General features: G+C 44.1%; 20 protein-coding genes. 7 read left to right on the top strand and 13 right to left on the bottom strand.

What is annotated here, in order from left to right; all coding sequences use genetic code 11:
• Window positions 1–37: 37 nt before the first annotated feature.
• Window positions 38–1126 (bottom strand): Glu/Leu/Phe/Val dehydrogenase dimerization domain-containing protein, encoded by a 1089-nt coding sequence (locus tag KXQ82_RS16685; RefSeq protein ID WP_219489593.1) that lies wholly within the window; start codon window positions 1124–1126, stop codon window positions 38–40.
• Between the two features lie 152 nt (window positions 1127–1278).
• On the opposite strand from KXQ82_RS16685, the gene KXQ82_RS16680 reads away from it, so the two are divergent.
• Window positions 1279–2520, top strand: a complete 1242-nt coding sequence (locus KXQ82_RS16680; RefSeq protein ID WP_219489592.1) for a multidrug effflux MFS transporter — start codon at window positions 1279–1281, stop codon at window positions 2518–2520.
• Here the strand turns inward: KXQ82_RS16680 and KXQ82_RS16675 are convergent.
• The 3 genes from KXQ82_RS16675 to KXQ82_RS16665 all read right to left on the bottom strand — a co-directional run bounded on the left by KXQ82_RS16675 (window position 2517) and on the right by KXQ82_RS16665 (window position 6065).
• Window positions 2517–3380: a glycoside hydrolase family 28 protein gene (locus tag KXQ82_RS16675; protein ID WP_369412478.1), complete on the bottom strand. Its 864-nt coding sequence runs from the start codon at window positions 3378–3380 to the stop codon at window positions 2517–2519. The two genes, KXQ82_RS16680 and KXQ82_RS16675, sit on opposite strands and share 4 nt — an antisense overlap.
• A 110-nt stretch (window positions 3381–3490) precedes the next feature.
• The gene (locus KXQ82_RS16670) at window positions 3491–3913 is read right to left on the bottom strand and encodes a glycosyl hydrolase family 28-related protein (protein ID WP_219489590.1); all 423 of its coding nucleotides are present in this window, start codon (window positions 3911–3913) and stop codon (window positions 3491–3493) included.
• Window positions 3914–4136: 223 nt separating this feature from the next.
• Window positions 4137–6065, bottom strand: a complete 1929-nt coding sequence (locus KXQ82_RS16665; protein WP_219489589.1) for an SPFH domain-containing protein — start codon at window positions 6063–6065, stop codon at window positions 4137–4139.
• A 564-nt stretch (window positions 6066–6629) separates the two neighbouring features.
• Here KXQ82_RS16665 and KXQ82_RS16660 point away from each other — a divergent pair.
• From KXQ82_RS16660 to KXQ82_RS16650, 3 genes are all read left to right on the top strand, one after another.
• Entirely contained in the window at window positions 6630–9989 is a 3360-nt protein-coding gene (locus KXQ82_RS16660) for a SusC/RagA family TonB-linked outer membrane protein (RefSeq protein WP_219489588.1), read from the top strand.
• A 19-nt stretch (window positions 9990–10008) separates the two neighbouring features.
• Window positions 10009–11589, top strand: coding sequence for a SusD/RagB family nutrient-binding outer membrane lipoprotein (locus tag KXQ82_RS16655; protein WP_219489587.1), 1581 nt, complete (start codon window positions 10009–10011; stop codon window positions 11587–11589).
• Between the two features lie 62 nt (window positions 11590–11651).
• On the top strand, window positions 11652–12482 hold the full coding sequence (locus tag KXQ82_RS16650; protein ID WP_219489586.1) for a tyrosine-protein phosphatase: 831 nt from the start codon (window positions 11652–11654) through the stop codon (window positions 12480–12482).
• Between the two features lie 112 nt (window positions 12483–12594).
• Here the strand turns inward: KXQ82_RS16650 and KXQ82_RS16645 are convergent, their stop codons facing one another.
• From KXQ82_RS16645 to KXQ82_RS16625, 5 genes are all read right to left on the bottom strand, one after another.
• Window positions 12595–13146 (bottom strand): DUF2911 domain-containing protein, encoded by a 552-nt coding sequence (locus KXQ82_RS16645; RefSeq protein WP_219489585.1) that lies wholly within the window; start codon window positions 13144–13146, stop codon window positions 12595–12597.
• Between the two features lie 69 nt (window positions 13147–13215).
• Complete coding sequence (locus KXQ82_RS16640; RefSeq protein WP_219489584.1) at window positions 13216–14205, bottom strand: Gfo/Idh/MocA family protein; 990 nt, start codon at window positions 14203–14205, stop codon at window positions 13216–13218.
• Between the two features lie 44 nt (window positions 14206–14249).
• Window positions 14250–15239: an L-glyceraldehyde 3-phosphate reductase gene (gene mgrA, locus KXQ82_RS16635; RefSeq protein ID WP_219489583.1), complete on the bottom strand. Its 990-nt coding sequence runs from the start codon at window positions 15237–15239 to the stop codon at window positions 14250–14252.
• Between the two features lie 196 nt (window positions 15240–15435).
• Complete coding sequence (locus KXQ82_RS16630; RefSeq protein WP_219489582.1) at window positions 15436–15648, bottom strand: helix-turn-helix domain-containing protein; 213 nt, start codon at window positions 15646–15648, stop codon at window positions 15436–15438.
• A gap of 1 nt (window position 15649) precedes the next feature.
• Window positions 15650–16255, bottom strand: a complete 606-nt coding sequence (locus tag KXQ82_RS16625) for a hypothetical protein (protein ID WP_219489581.1) — start codon at window positions 16253–16255, stop codon at window positions 15650–15652.
• A gap of 217 nt (window positions 16256–16472) precedes the next feature.
• On the opposite strand from KXQ82_RS16625, the gene KXQ82_RS16620 reads away from it, so the two are divergent.
• The 3 genes from KXQ82_RS16620 to KXQ82_RS16610 all read left to right on the top strand — a co-directional run bounded on the left by KXQ82_RS16620 (window position 16473) and on the right by KXQ82_RS16610 (window position 19518).
• Window positions 16473–17333 carry a sigma-70 family RNA polymerase sigma factor gene (locus KXQ82_RS16620; protein ID WP_219489580.1) on the top strand — a complete coding sequence of 287 codons (861 nt, stop codon included), beginning with the start codon at window positions 16473–16475 and terminating at the stop codon, window positions 17331–17333.
• Between the two features lie 178 nt (window positions 17334–17511).
• Window positions 17512–18297, top strand: a complete 786-nt coding sequence (locus KXQ82_RS16615) for a PhzF family phenazine biosynthesis protein (RefSeq protein WP_219489579.1) — start codon at window positions 17512–17514, stop codon at window positions 18295–18297.
• A 45-nt stretch (window positions 18298–18342) separates the two neighbouring features.
• Window positions 18343–19518: a chondroitinase-B domain-containing protein gene (locus tag KXQ82_RS16610; RefSeq protein ID WP_219489578.1), complete on the top strand. Its 1176-nt coding sequence runs from the start codon at window positions 18343–18345 to the stop codon at window positions 19516–19518.
• A 118-nt stretch (window positions 19519–19636) separates the two neighbouring features.
• Here KXQ82_RS16610 and KXQ82_RS16605 read toward each other — a convergent pair whose 3' ends face one another.
• The 4 genes from KXQ82_RS16605 to KXQ82_RS16590 are packed head-to-tail and all read right to left on the bottom strand — an operon-like array spanning window position 19637 to window position 22932.
• Window positions 19637–20254, bottom strand: coding sequence for a hypothetical protein (locus KXQ82_RS16605; RefSeq protein ID WP_219489577.1), 618 nt, complete (start codon window positions 20252–20254; stop codon window positions 19637–19639).
• On the bottom strand, window positions 20255–21520 hold the full coding sequence (gene bioA / locus KXQ82_RS16600; protein ID WP_219489576.1) for an adenosylmethionine--8-amino-7-oxononanoate transaminase: 1266 nt from the start codon (window positions 21518–21520) through the stop codon (window positions 20255–20257).
• Window positions 21507–21956 carry an NUDIX domain-containing protein gene (locus tag KXQ82_RS16595; protein WP_219489575.1) on the bottom strand — a complete coding sequence of 150 codons (450 nt, stop codon included), beginning with the start codon at window positions 21954–21956 and terminating at the stop codon, window positions 21507–21509. The genes bioA and KXQ82_RS16595 overlap by 14 nt, the downstream gene beginning before the upstream one ends.
• Window positions 21943–22932: a cation diffusion facilitator family transporter gene (locus KXQ82_RS16590; protein ID WP_219489574.1), complete on the bottom strand. Its 990-nt coding sequence runs from the start codon at window positions 22930–22932 to the stop codon at window positions 21943–21945. The genes KXQ82_RS16595 and KXQ82_RS16590 overlap by 14 nt, the downstream gene beginning before the upstream one ends.
• Window positions 22933–22959 lie beyond the last annotated feature (27 nt).

Genomic DNA, 22959 nt, shown 5'->3' with positions numbered 1-22959 from the left:
CCCGGACAAAACCGGGACGGGTTAAACTATTATTTATTTAGTACGATGTTTTTATTTTTTTGATATCAGCAATTCTCTTTTCGGCAATTTTATTGGCTGCCTCTATAGTAGAAATGTTTTCGGCCTTAGAAAGTTTTAAAACATTTCTAATAGCGTCATAAATATTTTCGGTGAGCTGCATGGTCCGCTTTTTATTGAACTTAGCAATCTCCGAATACATGTTGATCACCCCGCCGGCGTTTATTACATAGTCGGGCGCGTAAAGGATGCCTTTATCTAACAGCATTTGGCCATGTAATGTTTCATCTTCCAGCTGGCTGTTTGCCGAGCCTGCTATAATAGCACATTTTAACCGCGGTATGGTTTTACTGTTAATAGTTGCACCCAAAGCACAAGGGGCATAAATATCAACATCAAGGTCAAAAATACTGTTATGTTCTACTGCTTCGGCACCGTATTTTTTGGCAACCTGGCGCAGGCGGTCTTCATCAATATCACTAACGTAAACCTTGGCGTTCTCATCGCGCAACAGCTTTACCAGGTTTTCGCCAACGTGGCCAGTGCCCTGTACCGCTACCGATTTCCCGGCAAGGTTATCATTACCATATAACTCCTTTAAGCAACCTTTTATACCCATGTACACGCCGCGTGCCGCAACCGGGGTTGGGTCGCCGCTGCCGCCAATGCTTTCGGGCAGGCCGCTTACGTGTTCGGTTTCCATACGGATGTACTCCATATCGCGGGTGTTGGTGCCCACATCCTCGGCGGTAATATATTCGCCGTTAAGGTTTTTTACAAACTTGCCAAACATGCGGAACAAAGCTTCGGATTTATCTTTACGCGAATCGCCAATGATAACGGCATAGCCACCGCCCAGGTTTAAACCTGTTATGGCCGCTTTATACGTCATGGCGCGCGAAAGGCGCAATACATCGCGCAAAGCATCCTCTTCTGTTTTGTATGGCCACATGCGTGTGCCGCCCAAGGCAGGGCCAAGCGTGGTATCGTGTATGGCGATAATGGCTTTTAAACCTGTGGCTACATCATTACAGAAAACAACTTTTTGGTGTCCAAAAATATTGAGCTGGTTAAATACCGATGTATTGTTGGTGATTTGAGCTGACATTTTTGACAAAAGCGGATAGAGGTTGAAGTTGAGGCAAAAGTAGGTGTTTTTTTTAATTTACAAGGTTTGTATTTATTTATTATTAACAATGTAGCCAAATCGGGCGGCTTATAAGGCGCATCGGGTTATCTTTGCAGCTTATTACATTTGCTTTGGGTCGTAAACAATATATCATCATCATTCTCATTTTAGGCTTCATTATCGCCCTGGGTGCCTTATCCATCGATATGTATCTGCCCGCTTTCAAAGCCATTGCTGCCGACCTGCATACCGATGAATCCGGCGTTCAGCTTTCGTTATCCAGTTACTTCCTCGGCATATCTTTCGGGCAGCTGCTCTACGGTCCCCTGCTCGATCGTTACGGCCGCAAAAAGCCATTGTACATCGGCTTGCTCGTTTATATCATCGCATCAGTGGCCTGCGCCCTTACCCGTTCAATAAGTGTACTCATTGCCTTGCGGCTGATACAAGCCCTCGGCGGCTGTGCAGGCATTGTTGCCGCCCGTGCCTTTGTACGCGATCTTTTCCCGGTTAAGGATATCGCCAAAGTGTTCTCACTCTTACTGCTCGTTCTTGTGGTATCGCCTATGCTGGCACCAACCATTGGCGGTTATGTGAGCTCGGCATGGGGCTGGCACTATATCTTTATCATACTGGCAGCAGTCGCAGTTATCGTTGTTGTATCCTGCATCATTTGGTTGCCCGATGGCCGCCAGCCCGATACCACCCTATCGCTAAAACCAAAGCATATTACTAACAGCTTTTGGAGTGTATTTAAGCACCCGCAGTTCTTCACTTACGCCCTTACGGGATGTATTGGTATGGGCGGACAGTATGCCTACCTCGCCGGTTCGTCCTACGTGTTCATATCCTACTATCACGTCGATCAAAAACATTTCGGCTACATATTCGCCATCATCGCCGCGGGACTAATCGGCTTCAGCCAGGTAAACAGCCTTGTAATACGCAAGATATCCGGCGAAATCGTAATGAAGAATGCCCTCATCCTGCAATGCATTGTAGGTATAGTGCTCTTCGGTTTAACCTATAGCGGCTACATTAACATGTACTGCATGATTGGCATCATCTTCCTTTTCCTAAGCGTACAGGGCTTTATCACCCCTAACGCCACAGCCCTGTCACTCGCCCCCTTTGCCAGCCAGGCCGGCATCGCATCGGCATTGATGGGGTTTTTACAAATGGGCCTCGGCGCATTATCCGCAGCCATCGTCAGTCATTTTAACGAAGGTCGGCTTTCGCCAATACCCATGGTTGCTATCATGATGATAAGCGGTGTCATGGCCCTCATCTTCCTGTTCGTTACCAACAACTTCGTCAGCAAAAAGGAATTCACCGAGCCTGTTTTGGATGATGCTGAAACTTCAATGCATTAGTGACTAATATTCTTCGTATTCGTTAAATTATACACGGTTTTATCCGGCGAAATTATCGTCACGTTCTTCAGATCAATATCCGAAGCCTCTGTCATGTAAACTGCTTTTTGGGCTGATATTTTGATATCCTTAAAGTACAGATGGTTCACCTGCGCATCGGGCAGGCCAATGATGGAGATAGCCGTCTTAGCGTTATTGCAATAGATATCACTCATATGAAAATCCTGGAAAAGAGGGGTCTTATCATCCGATACCTTGTTCACTGCTCCCGGCGCACCATCTCCATAATAGCTGCTGAACAGGATGGCCTCGTTCAGGATATCGTGCATAAAAATATGGTCGATAAAAATATTATGCACCAGGCCGCCCCTGCCCTTGTTGCTTTTAATGCGGATGCCAATATCAGTATTTATAAAGTTACAATTGGTTACCCAGATGTTGTTCATCCCGGCATCGGTGTTACTGCCCACCACAAAGCCGCCGTGGGCATGGTAAACCACATTTTCGGCAATAATGATGTTTTCCAATCCGGCCGTTCCCTTTTCTGTTGTTCCGCTCGATTTCATACAAATACCATCATCACCGGCATGAACAGTACAATGATAAACGATAGCGTTTTTACAGCTCGACAGATCGATGGCATCGCCATTTTGCGCATAGTATTCGTTCTCGATCTTCAAATTGCGAATGATGAGGTTGTTGATATTTTTAGGATTAAAGGCAAAATTAGGCGAGTTTTTAAAGGTCGGCCCGTCTATCAACACGTTCTTACTACTGGCAATGCTTACCTCGATGGGTCGTAAACGGTCGTTCTCAGCCCCTTCTTTGGTTGGGTACCACATATCACCGTTGTTGGTAATTATCCCGCCCGATTTGGTGAGGTCGTTCCACAGTGTAGGCGCTGCCTTGCTCTTTTTTAAAGGGCGCCAGGTATCGCCCGCACCATCAAAAATACCGTTACCTGTTATAGCTACGTTCTCCAGCTTTTCGCCGTATAATTGTGGCCTGCCGCGCCCCCCTCCATTTTAAATAGCGAGTGGTCGCTGCTGAACATCACCAAGGTTCCCCATTCGGTATGCAGGTTCACATTGCTTTTAAGCTCGATGGGGCCTGTTAGCCAAAGCCCGGCAGGGATAAGTACTGTGCCGCCACCCGAAACCGAACACGTGGCAATGGCCTTATTAATGGCATCAGTATTAAGGGTTTGCCCATCGCCAACGGCGCCAAAATCTTTTATATTAAGAACTTTAGCAGGGAATACCGGTTCGGTGATGCTTACCTTAAAGGGTGCGTTTTTGATATAGTAAGCCATATCCCTTTCGGATTGGCTGAATGTGGCAGTGAATGAAAGGCAGCTTAAAAGAGTAAGCGCCAGGAAACGTTGTTTTATCATGGGGAATTTAATTGGTTAACAATGCTAACAGTTTTAAAGCACATTATGCATAGGTTTATTACGAATTATTTATGTGTTCTCACGAGGGTAATGTTGCGACAGAATAGTTTGCTACCTGTCTCAGTGATGGCCACGTCGTTCCTCCTCGCCATGACATGGTGTGAACGAAAAAACGGCACGCCTTGGGGCGTGCCGTTGCACATTAAAACACCAAACTAAAACGCTATTTATCCTTTTCGGGATTCTTTTTCAGTTCTTTGACTTCTTTTGTGGTATCCATCATCTCCATCAGCTTAATGCCAAGCAATCCGCTTATCGGCCCTTCCGAGCCGTTGGCACCTCCGCCTATCAAAACATCAGGCATAACTTTAATATGGCCCTTACCGATCTCTTCAGTGATCTTGAACTTGGTAAAGTTATCGCCACCCATGGCTTTCACCTGTAGCTCGTAAGCTTCGGCAGTTGATTTACCTATCGCCATAATTTTCTCGGCCTCAGCCAAACCTGTTTTCGAGATCTTTTCGGCTTCGGCAACAGCGTTCAACTTGGTCGATTCTGCCTGGGCAGCAGCTCTCACTCTTGTGGCTTCACCCTCAGCTTCGGCCCGCATTTTAGTGGCCGATGCTTCAGCACTTACCTGTAGCTTCAAACTGGTAGCCTCACCTTCCGATTTCTTAACAGCAGCATCCGCGGTGCGTTGAGCGATCTCCACACTTTGTTGTGCCTTCACTATTTCCTTTTGGATCTCGGCGATGGCGGTTTCTTTTTCCACACCCTGGCGTTGTACCTGCGCCATGCGTTGCGTTTCGTAGGTCTTTTCTTCCTCTTGCGCAATTTTACGGTCGGTTAAGGTTTTCATCAGCGCTTCCGGCGGAACGATGTCACCGATAAGGGTATCCACGGCGTTCACGTTATACTCTTCGAGTACGACCGAGATATGTTGCTTGGCCGATTCCTGCCTTTCCTTACGGGTGATGAGGAAGGAGATCACATCGCTGTCCTGCGCCGAGTTACGGAAGTAGTTACCGATGGTAGGCTCCAGCACCTGCGATACCAGGTTGAGCATGCTACCGAACCTCGCGATCACCTTTGGTGCCTCGTTGGCGGGGATGTGGATGATCTGCGCCACATCCAGGTTGAAAGGGAAACCATCTTTTGAACGTACGGTTATGGTACACAAATTCTTATCTAAATTGTGCGACTCGCTCCTGGCGTTCGCCCAGTTTAACACTAAGTTGGTTGTTGGTACCAGCTCAACCTTCATGGTAAAGGTATTGATGGGGTACCTACCCGGGCCAAGCGGTTCCATCCAAACACCGCGGAAGCCTTTGCCTACAATGTTACCGTGTTTAAAGTGTTCGCCGGTAAGGTCTTTACCATCCTCGCCAATGTACGATATCACTACACCGACGTAACCGATAGGTACTTCAGTCATGGGGATCTCTTCGATCTGTACGGCCCATTGGTTAATGTTGTACGAACCGGCCAGTACAATTTGTGGCTGCAAACCACGGTTACCACCGTTGTTTAAAAAGGCATCGATGTCCTGGAAGTTGTTGTGGCCCTCCACGTGCTTACCGGCTATCTGGCCGATGGTGATCGGCTGACCATCCAACACGGTGATGACACCTACTTTACTTTCGTGGATGACCGTCATATCGGCTATCGAAATGGTAAAGGCATAGGTATTGATACGATAGGTACCCGCGGTAATAATGGCTGTTTGACGGCCTTTTTGACCACCGTTAACCAGGAACTTCTCGGCATCCTGGAAATTATCACAGTCCACCTTGCGGCCCAAAATATTACCTGTAGGAATCTCGGCGCCGTCTTTCGATAAGATGAGGCCAATTTTACCTTCCGGGATAACCGTAAAGCCCTCCATGTTGATGCCATACTGCCACGGGAACATAAACCAGTACAAACCCGGCGCCAGCGCCTTTGCCTGGAAACCGGCCTCGCCTTTTGTGGCGATGATACGGCCGTCGGGCAGTTCCCTGTCGCCACCATAGAGCACGAACTTTTTAGTGACCAGGCCTATCCTGTCTTCGGGAATAATGACCATCCCGAACATGAGGCGTAAAATAGTTTTGTAAAATAAGATACATAATACGGGTATGATAACCCACCAATAAATTGCAACGTAATTCATATTTGTTTAAGTTTAAATTATAGCACCAAGTACCATATAAACTAAACATCTGTCAAGAAAAACAGCCCTAAACCGTCTGCAGGATACTTTTTTTACCAACTTATAAAAAAAGGGGCCTAAGCAAAAAAGGTATTATTTATAAACACGCCGGGATGCTATAATTATAAAAGTTGCAAAAAACGGGACACGGCAATTTTGGACATAAAAAAACCACCCCGGTTTGTGGGATGGTTTTTTGTAATTTTCTGCCCAAAAGTATGGGATGATCTTAATTTTTTGGTTTGGGGGCTATTATCATAGTCAGAAAAACCAAACCATAAATAACCGCATTTTAGAATAACGTTATAAGCTATGCCGAATTATTGTGCGATGCACTACCGGGCTTTAATTAAAAAGACAATTATTTCGAACGGAGAAACAGTTTAACTAAAGTTTAGCATTTATTAACAATGGCTCTATTTCGATATCATTTCGCTAACATTATTCATCTATTGTTGTTATTCCGTCAATAATTTAATAATAGGGCGTAGATAGTTTTGCTCAAATCAATCTAATTAATTGAATATGAAGCAACAATTATCTAAACTCCCAAAATTACTGATTGCATTTGCAGTAATATTACTGACAACAACACCACTGTTTGCCCAAAACAATACACTAAGGGGTATTGTTATTGACGACACTAACCAGCCCTTACCCGGTGTAACTATATTGGTTAAGGGTACAAAGCAAGGTACCACTACAGGCGCCAATGGTCGTTTTACCATTTCGGGCTCAAAAGAGCAGGTATTGGTTTTTACTTCTTTGGGCTTTATTAGCCAGGAAGTAACCATTAGTGATGAAACATCACTTTCTATCAAATTAGTGCCAAACACAAAAGCCTTAACAGAAGTAGTTGTTACCGCTTACGGTATTAAAAAGGAAGTAAAAAAGTTAGGGTACTCTGTACAGGAAATTAAAGGCTCTGAGCTGATAAAAGCACGTGAGCCAAATCCGATAAACGGCCTTGCAGGTAAAGTAGCAGGTTTAACCATAGGTGTTAACGCCGAGATGCTTGGCCGCCCTGAGATCGTGCTTCGTGGCAGCAAGGATTTGCTGTTTGTTGTTGATGGCTCGCCTATCAACTCTGATACCTGGAACATCAGCCCTGACGATATTGAATCTTACAGTATTTTGAAAGGCCCTAACGCTGCTGCCTTATACGGTTTTAGGGGTATAAATGGCGCCATCGTTATCACCACTAAAAAAGGAACGAACGATAAAAAAGGTTTCCAGGTTGATTATAACAGCAGTACTTTATTTGAAGGCGGATTTATCGCTTCGCCCGAAGCACAAACCGAGTACGGTCGCGGTAACGCATACCATTATGAATACCAGGCAAAAGATAACAGTAACGTTTACGCACCTGCGGCAGATGCTTTGTATGATAACGGAAATCGTTTAGGTGAGTACGGCCCACGTTTTGACGGCCAGTTATTACGCCAGTACGATAGCCCGTACAACACACTAACAGGTGTAAGAACACCAACACCCTGGGTTGCCCGTGGTATAAACAATTTTGACAACTTTGTACAAACAGGTTTAATTACCACTAATAACCTGGCCATTGGTGCATCCGGCTCTAACTACAACATCCGCATGTCGTACACGCACAGTTACCAAAAAGGCATTTTCCCTAACACGCAGTTAAACTCTGATAATTTTAGCCTGAACACCAGCTACAATGTATCGCCAAAGTTTAGCATTGATGGTAACATTAATTATAACAAACAATATACACCAAACATACCCGATGTTAGCTATGGCCCCAACAGCTACATTTATATGTTTAAAGTTTATGGCTCGGCCGATTATGATGTACGCGACCTTAAAGATTACTACAAAGGCCCACAAGGTGTGCCGGATCTGGTACAATACGCCCAGGAATATGGCCGTTTAAATAACCCCTGGTTTATGGCCGACAAATGGTTGCGCGGACATGACAAAACCGATATATACGCTTACTTGAAATTAAACTATAAGATCACCCCTGATCTGAATTTGAGTTTGCGTTCGCAAATATCAACCTGGAACCAAAAACGTACGGAGCAGGTGCCATCATCAGCCAATTTAAATGCTTATACAAGCTGGTATTATTTTGGCTGGTATGGTGATTACCGCGAAGATGACCGCCAACTGTTTGAAAACAACACAGACGTTCAATTAAACTACAACAAAAAATTTGGTAAATGGTCTGTAAGCGCCTTGGCGGGTGCCAATAACCGCACGTTTAATTACCATTCGTTTTATGGTACTACCCGCGCTTTGCAATTACCTAACGTATACTCGTTGTCAAACTCACAACAACCGGCTTTAACTTATACCTGGGATGCTAAAATGCAGGTTTCAAGCGGTTACTACTCTGCTGATTTTGGTTACGATAAATACTTTAACATAAACACTACAGGGCGTCTTGATAAGGTATCAACACTGCCAAACTCGTTCTTTTACCCATCTGTATCATTATCAACCCCACTGTCTGATTATGTTACACTTCCTAAATTTATCAGTTTTGTAAAATTCAGGGGCTCTGTTGCCGAAGTTAAATCGGCTTTAACAAAAGCAAGCATTGGTTCGGCATACCAGCAGGTTACAGGTATAAGCACCGGTACCTTATTAAACTATGGTACAGAACTGTATAGCTCTTATGATGGCCCTTCGTACTTAAACGAAAACAAGGCAAGTACCGCTACTTATTGGAATGGCACACCTTCAATTCAATATTCAAATACACTGGCTAATCCTAACTTAAAACCATTGAGCCGTCTGTCATACGAAGCCGGTGCTGACATTAAGTTTTTGGATAACCGTTTAGGTTTAGATGTTACTTACTTTTATACCAACAATGGCCCGAACATTTTTGCCATTCCAACACCTCCATCAACAACTAATGATGCCAGTCTGCAAAATGCTGTTACCACAAAAAGAACAGGTTTTGAGCTTGCTTTAACCGGCTCACCATTCCGCAGATCTAACGGTTTTTCGTGGGATATCAACGCGAATATTTCTACCTACAGAGAAACCATATCTGATATTGGCTACGGTACCCTATCTGAAATTACCTTAGGTAACCACAATTACAAAGTTGGCGACAGGGTTGATGAGATATACGGAACTAAGTTTTTAAGAGATCAAAACAATAATATCGTTTATGATGCTTCGGGTGGCTTATTAAGGGCATCGGGCTCACAAAGCCAAACCTTAGGTTCATTAGGTTTTTTAAATCCTGATTTCACCTTTGGTATCAACAACAAGTTCTCTTATAAAAACTTAAGCTTTAGCTTTCAGTTTGATGGCCGTATAGGTGGTGTAATTTATGATTACAACTACTACGCTGCAAGACAAGGTGGTACAGACCTGTCAACCGTACAAGGTGTAATTGGCGCAGCACGTTTAGCCGAGTGGCAATCAACAGCTACCGGTACAAAGGCTCCAACAGCAGCTTTACTGGGTAACGAGTATGGCGCCGGTGTAAAGATCATCAGCGGAACGCCTAAATATCTTAACGGTCAAATATCAAATTTAAGTGAACTTACTTTTGGCCCTAATACATCGCCTATCACCGTTCAGGGTTATTTAAATGGCAACGTAAAATCTATTGATGAGGCCTTTATGATCAGCCGTTCATACGCCAAACTTCGCGAGGTTACATTAGGTTATACTGTACCTGCAAAATGGCTGAAAACTACTTTCATCAAAGCACTTACCGTATCGGCAGTAGGGCGTAACTTACTTTACTTTGCCGCCCGTAAAGACTTTGATATTGACCAATATGCATCAGGTTATGATTTTACCAACGGTACTACCGGCGGTGCCCCTGCAAACGGCGCTTTGCAAAGTACCACCACCAGGAAATATGGTTTCAATATAAACCTTACATTCTAACATTATTAAAACAACAGACATGAAAAATATTAAGTTAATTATAACATGCATCTTACTGGTACTTTCGGTAAGCAGCTGCCAAAAAGGGGACCTGCTATCAGATCCCAACGCGGTAAACTCGAACTCATTAGTACCAATCTCATTAATACTGAACCACCTTACCGCTACCATGATAAGGGCCGAGGAATTACCATTTAACGGAAGCGTTTATAAATACGATCAATTCCAGGTTTCAAACTATGAGAAATACTGGGGCAATAATGAAGATACCTGGTCATACTCAACCCATAGCTATGATATATTGAAGTACGCGGTACAATTAGAAACACAGGCGGCAAGCCAGGTGGGCGGCACTGCAAACAAATACTCGGCAGTTGCAAAATTTTTCCGTGCTTATGCTGCTATCTGGTTATCGCAAAGGGTGGGTGATATACCAATGACCCAGGCAGGCGATCCGGCTTATTTAACACCTGCTTTTGATGCCCAGCACGATGTTTATAAAAATTCGCTTAAGTTGCTTGATGATGCCAATACGATATTCAATACGGTAATATCTCCGGCTACGCAAGGTGCATTATTCAATTCGGGCGATATTTTTGGTTTTACCAATTTGCAATGGCAAAAACTGATCAACACGTATCGTTTAAGGATACTTATCAATTTAAGTAAACGCGCTGATGATAATGCTGACCTGAATGTTAAGACACAATTTGCTACCATTATAGGTAACCCTGCAACTTACCCCATCATGACCGGCAATGCCGACAATATGGTTTATAAATTTACGGCTATTACATTATATCCAATTTTTGCATCGGGTAATGGATCTTACAACAACTTTATGAATGTTGGTAAAACGGTGTTGGATATTACAACCGCTAATAAAGACCCTCGTACTTACTTAATGGCAACACCAATTACTACAACAAATGTTGGTGCTTTTACAAATTATGTTGGTTCCGACCCTAATATTATCGTAGCAACATTACAAACTACTGCTGCTACAGGCATTTACTCATGTTTTAACGCCAAACGTTATTTTGGTGCAAACACAGGCAGCACTGTTGAACCATTTATATTTATAGGTTACCCGGAGTTGTGCTTTAACATTGCCGAAGGCATAAACAGGGGCTGGGCACCCACGCTTACCGTTGCTGATGCAAAAACATATTATGATAAAGGTATAGCTGCATCATTTTCAAATTACGGCTTAAGCGTTACTGCAAACTCAGCAGTTAGTATTTCTGATGCGGGTGGTGCTACCTTAGGTACAGTAACTACTGATAACGCTACGTTTTTAACTAATGTAGCTTATGATGTAGCTAACCCTGCCAACGCGCTAACACAAATTTTACAGCAAAAATATGTGGCCTTCTTTATGAACTCGGGCTACGAATCATTTTTTAACTACCGCCGCACAGGTGTACCAAACTTTAGTAAAGGCGGTGCAGGTATTGGTACTACCGGTGGTGCTATACCACGCCGCTGGTTATATCCGTTAGCCGAGATCAATGCCAACGGTGCTAACTATTCAAAAGCAATAGCCTCGCAATTTGGCGGCGCCGAAGATGTTTTTAAAGATACCTGGCTAACTAAATAACCAATATAAACTTAACAAGTGAACAGGGGCTTTTAAACCCCTGTTTTTTTATACCAGCTAAAATGAAAAAACAAATTGCATTTTTTATTGGCAGTTGTATTGCGCTAACAGCAAACGCGCAAATTGCCGATAGCGTAAAACGTAAAGTTAGCCTGCAGGGCGCGGTTAATTTCAGAGATATTGGTGGCTATAATACTACCGATGGGCATCACGTAAAGTGGGGGCTAATATACCGCAGTGCCGATATGAGTAAATTAACCGATACCGATTTGGCCGAGCTTGCCAAACGCAACATTGCTTATGATGTTGATTTTCGCGGAAAACAGGAAGCAGCACAGGCCCCCGATAGGCTTAACCCGAATACAGATTATATACTATGCCCTGCCGGCAGCGATGATGTAAACCAATCGATGATAAAGAGCTTAGCAACTGTGCATGGCCAACAAGGCGATTCGGTAATTACAGCCTACTATAAGAACATCACTTATTTGGCCGACAGGTATAAACCCTTTTTTGAAAAGCTATTAGCCTTACCCGAAAACAAAAGCCTGGTTTACCACTGCACCGCCGGTAAAGACCGTACAGGCATAGGTACAGCGCTGTTATTATACAGCCTTGGCGTACCATACCAAACCATTGTAAATGATTACCTGGCATCAAACTACTACCGCGCTGCCGAGAACGAAAAATCAATTAAAGGCATGGTGCAATTCCTGCATATTGATGAACCTGTGGCCCGTGATGTACTTAGTGTAAAGAAAGGATACCTGGATGCTACTTTTGCGGCCATTAACCAGCAATACGGATCTGTTAACGCTTACCTTACAACAGCTATCGGGCTTGATGACGCTAAAATAAAACTGCTTAGAAATAAGTTTTTAGCAAAAAACTAATATCCCGGTTTGATTACCGCTTTATAGCAAGCACAAATATTTGTCCATAAAAAAACCATCCTGTAATACAGGATGGTTTTATAATTTCATTACCAGGAATTGATCCCGTAATTTACTTCACTTTAAAGGCAACCATATAATCGCCCCAGGCAAATGATACATCGTCTTTACCTACCGAAAATTTTAATAACTCGGTAAAGGCAGGTGCCTTTTGGGTTTTAACCGTTACACGCAACACATCAAATGCATCACTGTAAACGGTACCCCACTCCGTAGTTTTTTTATTGATGATGATCACCCATTCTTTTTCGCCGGGTATGCTCCACAAGCTGTATTTGCCTGCCGGCACCTCTTTGCCTTCCAATTTTACATCCTTGCTAAAAGATATCGTGGTTTCTTCGTTAGCGCCGGTGCGCCAGGGCTTACCATCAAATGGGGCAATCTCTTTACCTACGGTACGTCCTTTTACACCGGGCTGGCTATATGCTACAACAATATCAACACCGTTTTTGGTAGTGCCTTTTACGGTATCGGGCAAACTTGGCCTTGGCTTTTTAACTTTAGCCGGTGTTATAGGCGTAGCCGGTGTCATGGTTTGTGCCGAGGCAGCAAACCCCAAACACATTGCACCAATTAAAAAGGCCGGAAATATTATTTTTTTCATAGCTGATCGATTTATGATTTTAGTGGTTAATTGAGATGCAATTTAGTACTTATATATCAACAAATGCAATTATGGCTTGGCCGCAAAAGAATCTATCATTTGCATGACAATTATGGCCTGCTCAATATCGCACAGGTTATCACCCTTATCCTGAAAGAAATTAACTACCCTTTCTATCATAGGTTGCTGTATATGTTGCGGGTGCTCAAATTTCACTACTTCAACATCGTCGCTGTCCTCATTTTGCCAGGTTACCGTGTTGCCGAAAAACGGAAAACTGATACTGCCTGTGCTGCCTACAATAAGGCACTCATCAATCTGTTCTTCCTCATCCACATTAAAGCTCCATGAACCGTTGAGCACTACATTATTAGGGAATAAGGCTATACCGGCAGTATGATCATCAGCCGGTGTAATATCAGCCTGGTTTAATGAGAAGCCATGCAGGTGCGTTGGCGTTCCGAAAAAATACAACATCAGATCGAGCTGGTGTGGCGACAGGTCGTGAAAATAACCTCCGCCCGAAAGTGCAGGGTCCACGCGCCAGGCGTGCTCAGTATAAGTAATGAGTTGTGGCTTACGCGATTGCCACATTTTTATCTGCACGGTGCGCACATCGCCAATCTGTTTACGGTCTAACAGGTCCTTAACAAACAAAAACATAGGCAACGCACGGCGATAATGTGCCACACTCAACTTAGCTGTTGATGCTTTTGCCGCTTCGGCAATGTCTTTTGCCTCCTGCGCATTTAGCGTTACGGGTTTCTCTACGTACACGTTTTTGCCAAGCGCCAATGCCTTTAGGGTATACTCTTTATGATAAACCGGCGGCGTTGCGATATAGATCGAATTGATCTCCTGATCGTTCAGCAGTTCATCGGCATCACTGTACCATTTGCCTATACCGTGGCGCTGTGCATAATCTGCAGCCTTTTCGGCATCGCGGCGCATAACGGCAATGATCTGGCTGCCGGCAACTTTATTGAATGCGGGGCCGCTTTTTACTTCGGTAACGTCGCCGCAGCCGATGATGCCCCATTTTATAGTTGATTGGTTCATTAGTTCATTAGTTTATTGGGTGTCTGTTTGCTAAACACTCAATGTTACTTTAAAATCTCTTCTATGCGGCTCAATTCTTCGGTGCTGAATTTGATGTTGTCGAGGCATTTGAGCGAGTCGGTCAGCTGTTCGGGGCGGCTGGCTCCTATCAGCACAGTGGTTACCTCTTCGTGCCTTAATATCCAGGCTAAGGCCATTTGTGCTAAACTTTGGCCGCGCTCCACCGCTATGTCGTTCAGTTGTTTTATTTGTGCGATACGTTCTGGGGTGATATTGTTCTCCGTCAGGAAGCCTACACCCTTAGCCACACGCGAATCGGCAGGGATCCCGCCAAGGTATTTATTGGTTAGCAACCCTTGAGCCAACGGCGAGAACGGGATACAGCCTACGCCCTCTTTACCTAAAAGCTCCAGCAAACCACCCTCAACCCAACGCTCAAACATTGAATATTTGGGTTGATGAATAAGGCATGGTGTGCCTAACTCTTTTAAAATACGAATAGCCTCGGCAGCTTCTGCAGGCCTGTAATTGGAGATACCTACATACAAAGCTTTACCCTGGCGAACGATAAGATCAAGTGCCGACATGGTTTCGTACAACGGCGTATCCGGATCGGGGCGGTGGTGATAGAATATATCTACATAATCCAAATCCATCCGTTTCAAGCTTTGGTTTAAACTGGCAACCAGGTTCTTTTTCGAACCCCATTCGCCATAAGGGCCTTCCCACATGTAATAACCCGCTTTGGTACTGATGATCATTTCATCGCGATGAGCGGCAAAATCTTGTTTCAGTATCTTACCAAAGTTAACCTCGGCGCTGCCCGGAGGCGGGCCGTAGTTATTTGCCAGATCGTAATGGGTAATACCGGCATCAAAGGCTGTATGTAGTGTTTTACGATAAATGTTAATATCGTCAACATCGCCAAAGTTGTGCCACAGGCCAAGCGAAACAGCAGAAAGTTTGATGCCACTTTTACCGCAACGGCGGTATATCATATTTTTATATCTATCCGGAGATGCTATATAGGTCATTTGGAATTTGGTTGGTTATAGTTGGAGGTAAAAATAAAATTTAAACTGATATAAACTATCCTGCGGTATGCTAATTTAGTCGGGAGTCTTTAGTCTTGAGTCCTTAGTCCTTAGTCGGAAAGACTGGAAGTCAGAAAGTAAATCCGGGAGATTTCGGATTTATAAACCGGTATGCGACTGCTATTCAGTTCCCCCTTTAGGGGGTTAGGAGGCTGTATTCCAAAATATCCCCCGGCTGGCAATCCAAGGCTTTGCATATCGCTTCAAGCGTTTCGAGGCGAATGGCTTTGGCCTTGCCGGTTTTGAGTATGGATAAATTTGACAAGGTAATGCCCACCCGTGCGCTCAACTCATTCAGGCTCATTTTGCGCAGCGCCATCATTACATCCAAATTTATAATAATGGGCATATTATGCGGCAGCGTTTTGATCATCCCAAAGTACTATCGCTTTTTCGATAAAGCGGCTCAAAACTATCAGCATAATGCCCAGGTAAAAGTAATACCATTGGATAGTTTCGGCAGGCAGGGTAAATTGCCCGCCGGTAATATGCTCAACATACCTGTTAAGCAGCTTGAATTTTAAAAACTCCAGCGCGGGTGTTATGGCGATGATGAAAAAGATAACCCTGAAACCCTGTACCGCATTTTTTATAAACGCGGCTTTGTTTTCCCTATTCCTTGTCATTACATAAAAAACAAATACAAATACAAAAAGGAACAGCCAATGTTGTACGTCCATAAAGTTCAGGTTGCGGGTATCTGTCATTTTTAAAACAAACGTTTGCCATATGCTTTCAGGATGCCATATCAATGTGCCGCTCCCGCCGCCGGTTACAAAGGCATTATTAGCAGGTAAAGCGTAACTATTGCGTGTTGATAGCTGGCTCGCATGAGTAACCACAGCTATGCTCATGGTAGCCTTACTGGTATCGTATGCATCCATAATGGATATGCAGGCAAAAAAAGTAACGATCAGAAAATAGGGCCATACAGGGATGGAGTTTTTTGTTTTCATGTGTTTAGATGGTTAGTTCAGCTACCAAATTCATGGCAAGATAAAGACATTTTATTATTGCGAAACAATAAATATGCGCGCCAGGCTTAACTGTTGAAATCGCCTTGTTTGTTAATAATTATTTTTATCAACACACTTTCAAAAGTTAATTTTTAGCAACATTTTTATATTATTGCACGTTGTATAGTTAAAATAGGATAGCGCTTTATATTCCAAGATGAGACAACTCAAAATAACCCAATCCATTACCAATCGTGAGTCGCAATCATTAGATAAGTATTTACACGAAATTGGAAAGGTTGACCTGATCACTGCTGAAGAGGAAGTAATTCTCGCACAAAAAATTCGGGAGGGCGACCAGGCCGCTTTGGAGCGTTTAACAAAAACCAACCTGCGCTTTGTTGTTTCTGTGGCTAAGCAATACCAAAACCAGGGCCTTACCCTGGGCGACCTGATAAACGAAGGTAACCTGGGTTTGATTAAGGCTGCCAAACGTTTTGACGAGACCAAAGGTTTCAAATTCATATCATACGCCGTTTGGTGGATACGCCAAAGCATATTGCAAGCCATTGCAGAGCAATCGCGCATTGTGCGCTTACCATTGAACCAGGTAGGCTCGCTAAGCAAAATAAGTAAGGCTTTCAGTAAACTGGAGCAGGAATACGAGCGTGAGCCAAGCCCTGAAGAACTGGCCGATATTTTGGAAACTACCGTTGATAAGATATCCGACACGTTAAGTAACTCAGGCCGCCATGTATCTATGGATGCGCCTTTTGTTTCGGGCGAAGAAAATACGCTATTGGATGTATTGGGTAACAACGAGCCCAATACCGATTTTAACCTGATTAACGAATCACTATCCGAAGAGATCAAGCGCTCTTTATCAACCCTTACCGAGCGTGAGCGCGAGATCGTCATATTGTTCTTTGGTTTGGGAGGCAGTTCGCCGCTTTCGCTTGAAGAGATAGGCGAAAAGTTCAACCTCACCCGCGAGCGTGTACGCCAGATAAAAGATAAGGCTTTGCAGCGTTTAAGGCATACATCGCGAAGTAAGATATTGAAATCGTATTTAGGATAAGCTCTGCGATGTAATTATGCGTACGCTGTGGTTAATTTTACCACAAAGGGCGCAGAGAGTAGAAAACCACGGAGATACACAGGGTAAAATATTTGAAAGCCTTTCTGAAACACCGGAAAGGCTTTTTAGTTATCGTCAATTTCGGCTATCTTAGTCAATAATACCTATTGATACCATCATGACCATACCTATTTACCAGGCCGATGCCTTTACCGATCAGCTTTTTGGCGGTAACCCCGCCGCAATATGCCCCTTAACCGAATGGCTACCCGAAGCTACTATGCAAAAGATAGCCGCCGAGAATAACCTTGCCGAAACCGCCTACTTTGTAAAAGAAGGCGATGGCTACGGCTTGCGCTGGTTTACACCCGAACTGGAGATAGACCTTTGCGGCCATGCAACCCTGGCTTCGGCGCATATTTTGTATACCGAATTGGGATATGATCAGCTATCTATCAACTTTTACACGCAAAAAGCAGGCACATTGGTGGTAAGTAAGCAGGGCGATAAATATTGTCTTGATTTTCCAAGCAGGCCACCGCAGCAGGTTATTGCGCCGCAGGAGTTGATTGTCGCTCTTGGCGGGAAAACACCGGTTGAGGTTTTAAAATCGAGAGATTACTTTGTGATTTACGAGACTGAGCAGGATATCCACGATATAGCTCCCGACTTTAACCTGCTGGCCAAAGTAGATACTTTAGGAATTATTGTAACTGCCGTTGGCGATGATGCTGATTTTGTATCCCGCTTCTTCGCGCCATCAGCGGGGATAAATGAGGACCCGGTTACCGGTTCGGCACATTGTAACCTGATACCGTATTGGGCGGAAAAGTTAGGCAAAGATAAAATGCACGCCTACCAAATATCATCCCGCAAAGGTGAATTATGGTGCGAAAACAAAGGCGACCGTGTGCTGATGGGCGGCAAGGCGGTTACTTATTTAAAAGGCGAAATATACGTTTAACACCTATCAATTATATTTTTTAACCTATCACACAACACACATTTTATGAAGAAGATTTTATTGGGTACTGCCCTGGCGGCGGCCTTTATTGGCACGGCCCTGGGTAAAAACCGGCTGGTACACACACAGCAGGAATTTGAAACGGCACTAACGCAAACCCAACCGGGCGATGCGGTCGTTATTGCTAATGGTACGTATACGCCATGGGAGTTGAACATCACCATATCCGGCACGGCGGAAAAACCTGTCACTATTCGCGCGGAAGCGGAAGGCAAAGTAACCTTTACAGGCGATGTTTACGATCACATTTTCAGGATAACGGGTAATTATGTAATACTTAACGGTATCACCTTTTCGGGATGTAACGTTTTAAAAAAGGGTAATAAAAACGCGTTGCTTATCGAGTTTTTCAATACCAAAAACGGCAGGCTCAGCAAATGCATGTTTACTAAAAACACGGGTAAAAGCCAGTTTATGCCTTTGGTGGTAATATCCGGCTACGGCGAAAACAACCGGGTTACCAACAACGCTTTTATTGCCGATGTTGATGATATGGAAGTACAGGTAAAAGTAACCAAAGAAGACTGCCCTAAATACACTTTAATTGACCATAATACTTTTAAAGATAAACCAAAAGTAAGCTGGCCTATATACAATGGCGGCGAATGCGTACAAATAGGTCAGGACCCGATACTATTGGGCAACTTAGTGCCTAATGCTACCGTGAGGGAGAATGTATTTATACATTGCGACGGCGAGCCGGAGGTGATCAGCAATAAAAGCACCGGCAACAAATACATTAAAAACTACTTTGAAGATTGCCAGGGTGAACTGGTTATGCGCGGCGGCCACGATTGTTTGGTGGATAGTAATAAATTTAAAGGCGGCATTGGCGGCATACGTGTAAATGGCACGGGGCATACCATTACTAATAACAACATTAGTAATATTAAAACCGCTATCCGCTTAATGTATGGCATGGCCAAAGGTAAAGAGGTAACGGGATTTTACATCGCGGCAAGCGGCTGTACAGTAAAATACAATCACATTACCAATGCTTCGGTAGCTATTTTGGTTGGCGATAGTAAGAATGTGGATTGGACGGGCAAGTTTGATACCAACCGATATCCATCGCGCACCATGCAGGATGTAGCGCCTTTTGATAATCAGTTTGTAGGCAATGTATTTACCGGGGCAGAGAAGGAGATCGTTTATAATTAAACTTTTAAAACGCGTCATTGCGAGCGATAGCGAAGTAACCTCTGCACATGCAAGTCGATAATGTATATCGGAAACCTGTCGCGCAGAGGTTGCTTCGTACCTCGCAATGACGTATTTTTTAGTTCGCTACGCCTTGCAACACTTCTTTCTTCAAACCTTCTATCCAGTTGTTAAACAACCGTGTTTCAATTTCAACAGCAATATCCGCATGCTGTTGCCAATCGGGCGAGAATGATTTGAGTTGGTTGATCATTTCTTCTAGGTGGCCTTCTTCTTCTAGGATGATGGATTTTACGTTTACTTTGCTGCCTGCGGCTTCTAAAGCGGTTTGATAAACCGGGTAAAGCTCATCAGCACGCACTTCGATGGCGTAGGTAACCAGCAGATATGCTGCGAAGCGCAACTCAGCACCTGATAGTTGGAGCGTGCTTTTCAGGTAACGACAAACTTCAACATCCAATAAATTGAGGTAGTATTTACTTTGGGCCGGGGCTATTAAATATTCAGTAGCGTAAGTTGGGCAAAGATTGGTACCAACTTTTTCTAATTGTTTTTTAAGATAGAACGCGTGGCGATGTTCTTCGGCAGCGTGTTTTAGTATGATATAGGTAACAGTAGCCATATCCTCGCTTGCTGATATTTTACGTGCGCCGGTGTTCTCCATCAACGAAAGCGTATTTAACCAGCGGGCATGCAGGTCGGCATTGGTAACTATGGTATTCAGTAAGTTCTCCATTTAAAATATCTCTAAGGCCTCTTCAATTTTGCTGTAAATATAGCTGAGTTGGCTATCCGTAATGCAATACGGAGGTAAAATGTACAGAATGTTGCCAAGCGGGCGCAAAATGATTCCGGCATCTAAAAAGTAGGTATATAGCTTATCACGTAAGCCGCTAAAGTATGATGTATTGCTGCCCGTCTCCCACTCCATCGCTATGATCGTTCCGGTTTGGCGAATCTCTTTTAACTTAGGGTGCGATGCTATTTTTGCTCCGAATGTCTTGTGCCTCGCTTCAATCCGTTCAATATTAGCTATGGTTTCAGGTTGTAAGAACAGATCCATACTGGCCGATGCCGCGGCACAGGCTATAGGGTTGGCTGTAAATGAATGGCCGTGAAACAAGGTCTTCAGTTTATCATCCGAAAGGAAAGCGTTATAAATTTGTTGCGTGCAGGTAGTAACACCCAGAGCCATGGTGCCGCCCGTTAGCCCTTTGGAGAAACACATAATATCGGGCTGCTGCTGCAGGTGATCGCAGGCGAAACGTTTGCCGGTGCGGCCAAAGCCGGTCATTACTTCATCAGCAATGGTTAACACCTGTTCGGCGCGGCAATGGGCCATTAGCTCGTCAAGGTATTTAGCCTCATACATCAGCATCCCCCCCGATCCTTGTATTAACGGTTCGAAAATAAAGCAGGCTAATTCGGATTTGATATGCGAGATCTGAGTTTTGAGTTGGTCAATATTATCGGCATTGGGCAGGTCAATAAATTCAACATCAAACAATAAATCATCAAAGGCTTTAGTAAATGCGCTGCGGCCGCTTACAGCCATGGCACCAAAAGTATCGCCGTGGTAAGCGTTATTAAAGGCTACTATTTTAGTACGCTGTATACCTTGGTTGTTCCAGTATTGCAGGCACATTTTTATCGCCACTTCTATAGCTGTCGAGCCATTATCAGAATAAAACACTTTTTTTTGATTTTGCGGGATGATGGCTAATAAGCGTTCTGCCAGTTCAACCGCTATGGGGTGCGTAAAGCCCGCGAATATCACGTGCTCCAATTGCAGCGCCTGCTCATATATTTTCTTCGCGATATGCGGATGCGAGTGCCCGTGGATATTTACCCACCATGATGATACGGCATCGATATATGTTTTACCATCTTCGGCAAATAACAGTGAGCCCTCTCCTTTTACTATCGGGATATGCGGCAATGCTGTTTGCATTTGTGTATAAGGGTGCCATATTACGGCCAGATCGCGCTCAACTAAGCCCATGTTGTTGTCTTAAAAGTTTCACCACGTGTTTATCTACCGGGAAGGTAACATCGTGTTCGGTAAGGTCATTTAAACTCACCCAACGGAAAGCCTGCAGGGGCTCCACATCGCCATCAAAATCAAAAGCTTTTTGCTTAATAGTTAGGTTGATGGGTTCAAGGTTTTTAACCGTATAGTAAACGCTGATGAGTTGTGCATCATGAAAGAGCGATTTTACAAAAAAATCAGTGGTATAATAATGCTGCAGTACTTCGATCTTTAAATTGCACTCTTCAATAAACTCGCGCTGAAGGCCTGCTATTAAACCTTCGCCAAACTCAAGCCCGCCACCCGGGAATTTTGAAAAGCGCATACCATACTCCTTTTCGTCGCTTATCAGCACTTCGTTTTGCTCGTTAATGAGCAAGCCATATACACGTACACTAAAGTTGTTCATCAGGTTCAAAATGTTTTTTGTTACGGATCACATTGTCCATCGTCCAGGTAATATCTACCCGCTTTGCTTCGCTGCGTATGGGGCAGTTGGGCATATTGCAATAGTGGCAGCACTCGGGCAAACAGGGATCGGTATGGATAAAAAATTCGGTTTGTATGCTGGCTTTGGTGTTAATCAGTTCATCAAGCTCTTTTACTTCCTGGTGCACACGGTTCAGGTCGAAGTAATTGGGTAGGGTTAAGTGGCAATCAATGTGCAGTTCGTTACCGTATTTCTGCGCGCGCAGGTTATGGATATCTATCCAGGCCTCGTCGCGGTTATCGTTCAGTATCTTCACTACATCGTCAACAATGGCAAAGTCGGTTTCGTCCATCAAGCCACCAACCGATTTACGGGTAAGTTTATATCCCACAAACACAATATACAATGCTACTAATATGGATAAGGCATTATCCAGTGCTTCAATCTTCGTGAAATATATCAGCGTTAAGCCAACAACCAGGCCACCGCTGGTAACCATATCGGTAAGCAGGTGGCGGCCATCGGCGTCCAGGGTCATTGATCGCAGGGCTTTTCCCCTCACTATCATATACCAGCCCAGCAAGCCGTTAACCACCCCGGTAACACCAATAATTGCAGCACCTAATAATACAGCATGTACGGGGTGCGGGTTAAAAAAACCATATATTGATTTGCACAGGATAAGCACCCCCGCTATGGTGATGAGTATCCCTTCAACAAATACCGAAAAAAACTCCACTTTACCATGCCCGTATGGGTGGTTATTATCGCGCGGCTGTGCCGATAGGTAAATACTGTAAAAAGCGAAGGCGCTGGCCACTACATTAACAATGCTTTCGGCGGCATCGGTAAGTATAAAGTTCGACTCGGTTAAAAAGTAGGCAGCAAACTTGGCGACCATTAATATGGCACCCGTTATTAACGAAAATAGAATGATGCGCCTTTGTTCGTTCAAGTAAATGAAATTTCTTCAAATTTATAA

The sequence above is a fragment of the Mucilaginibacter rivuli genome (assembly GCF_019391655.1).
GTDB classification, from domain to species: Bacteria; Bacteroidota; Bacteroidia; order Sphingobacteriales; family Sphingobacteriaceae; genus Mucilaginibacter; species Mucilaginibacter rivuli.
Note: the sequence above shows the minus strand (reverse complement) of the source record. Positions and strands in the feature narration are given on the sequence as shown.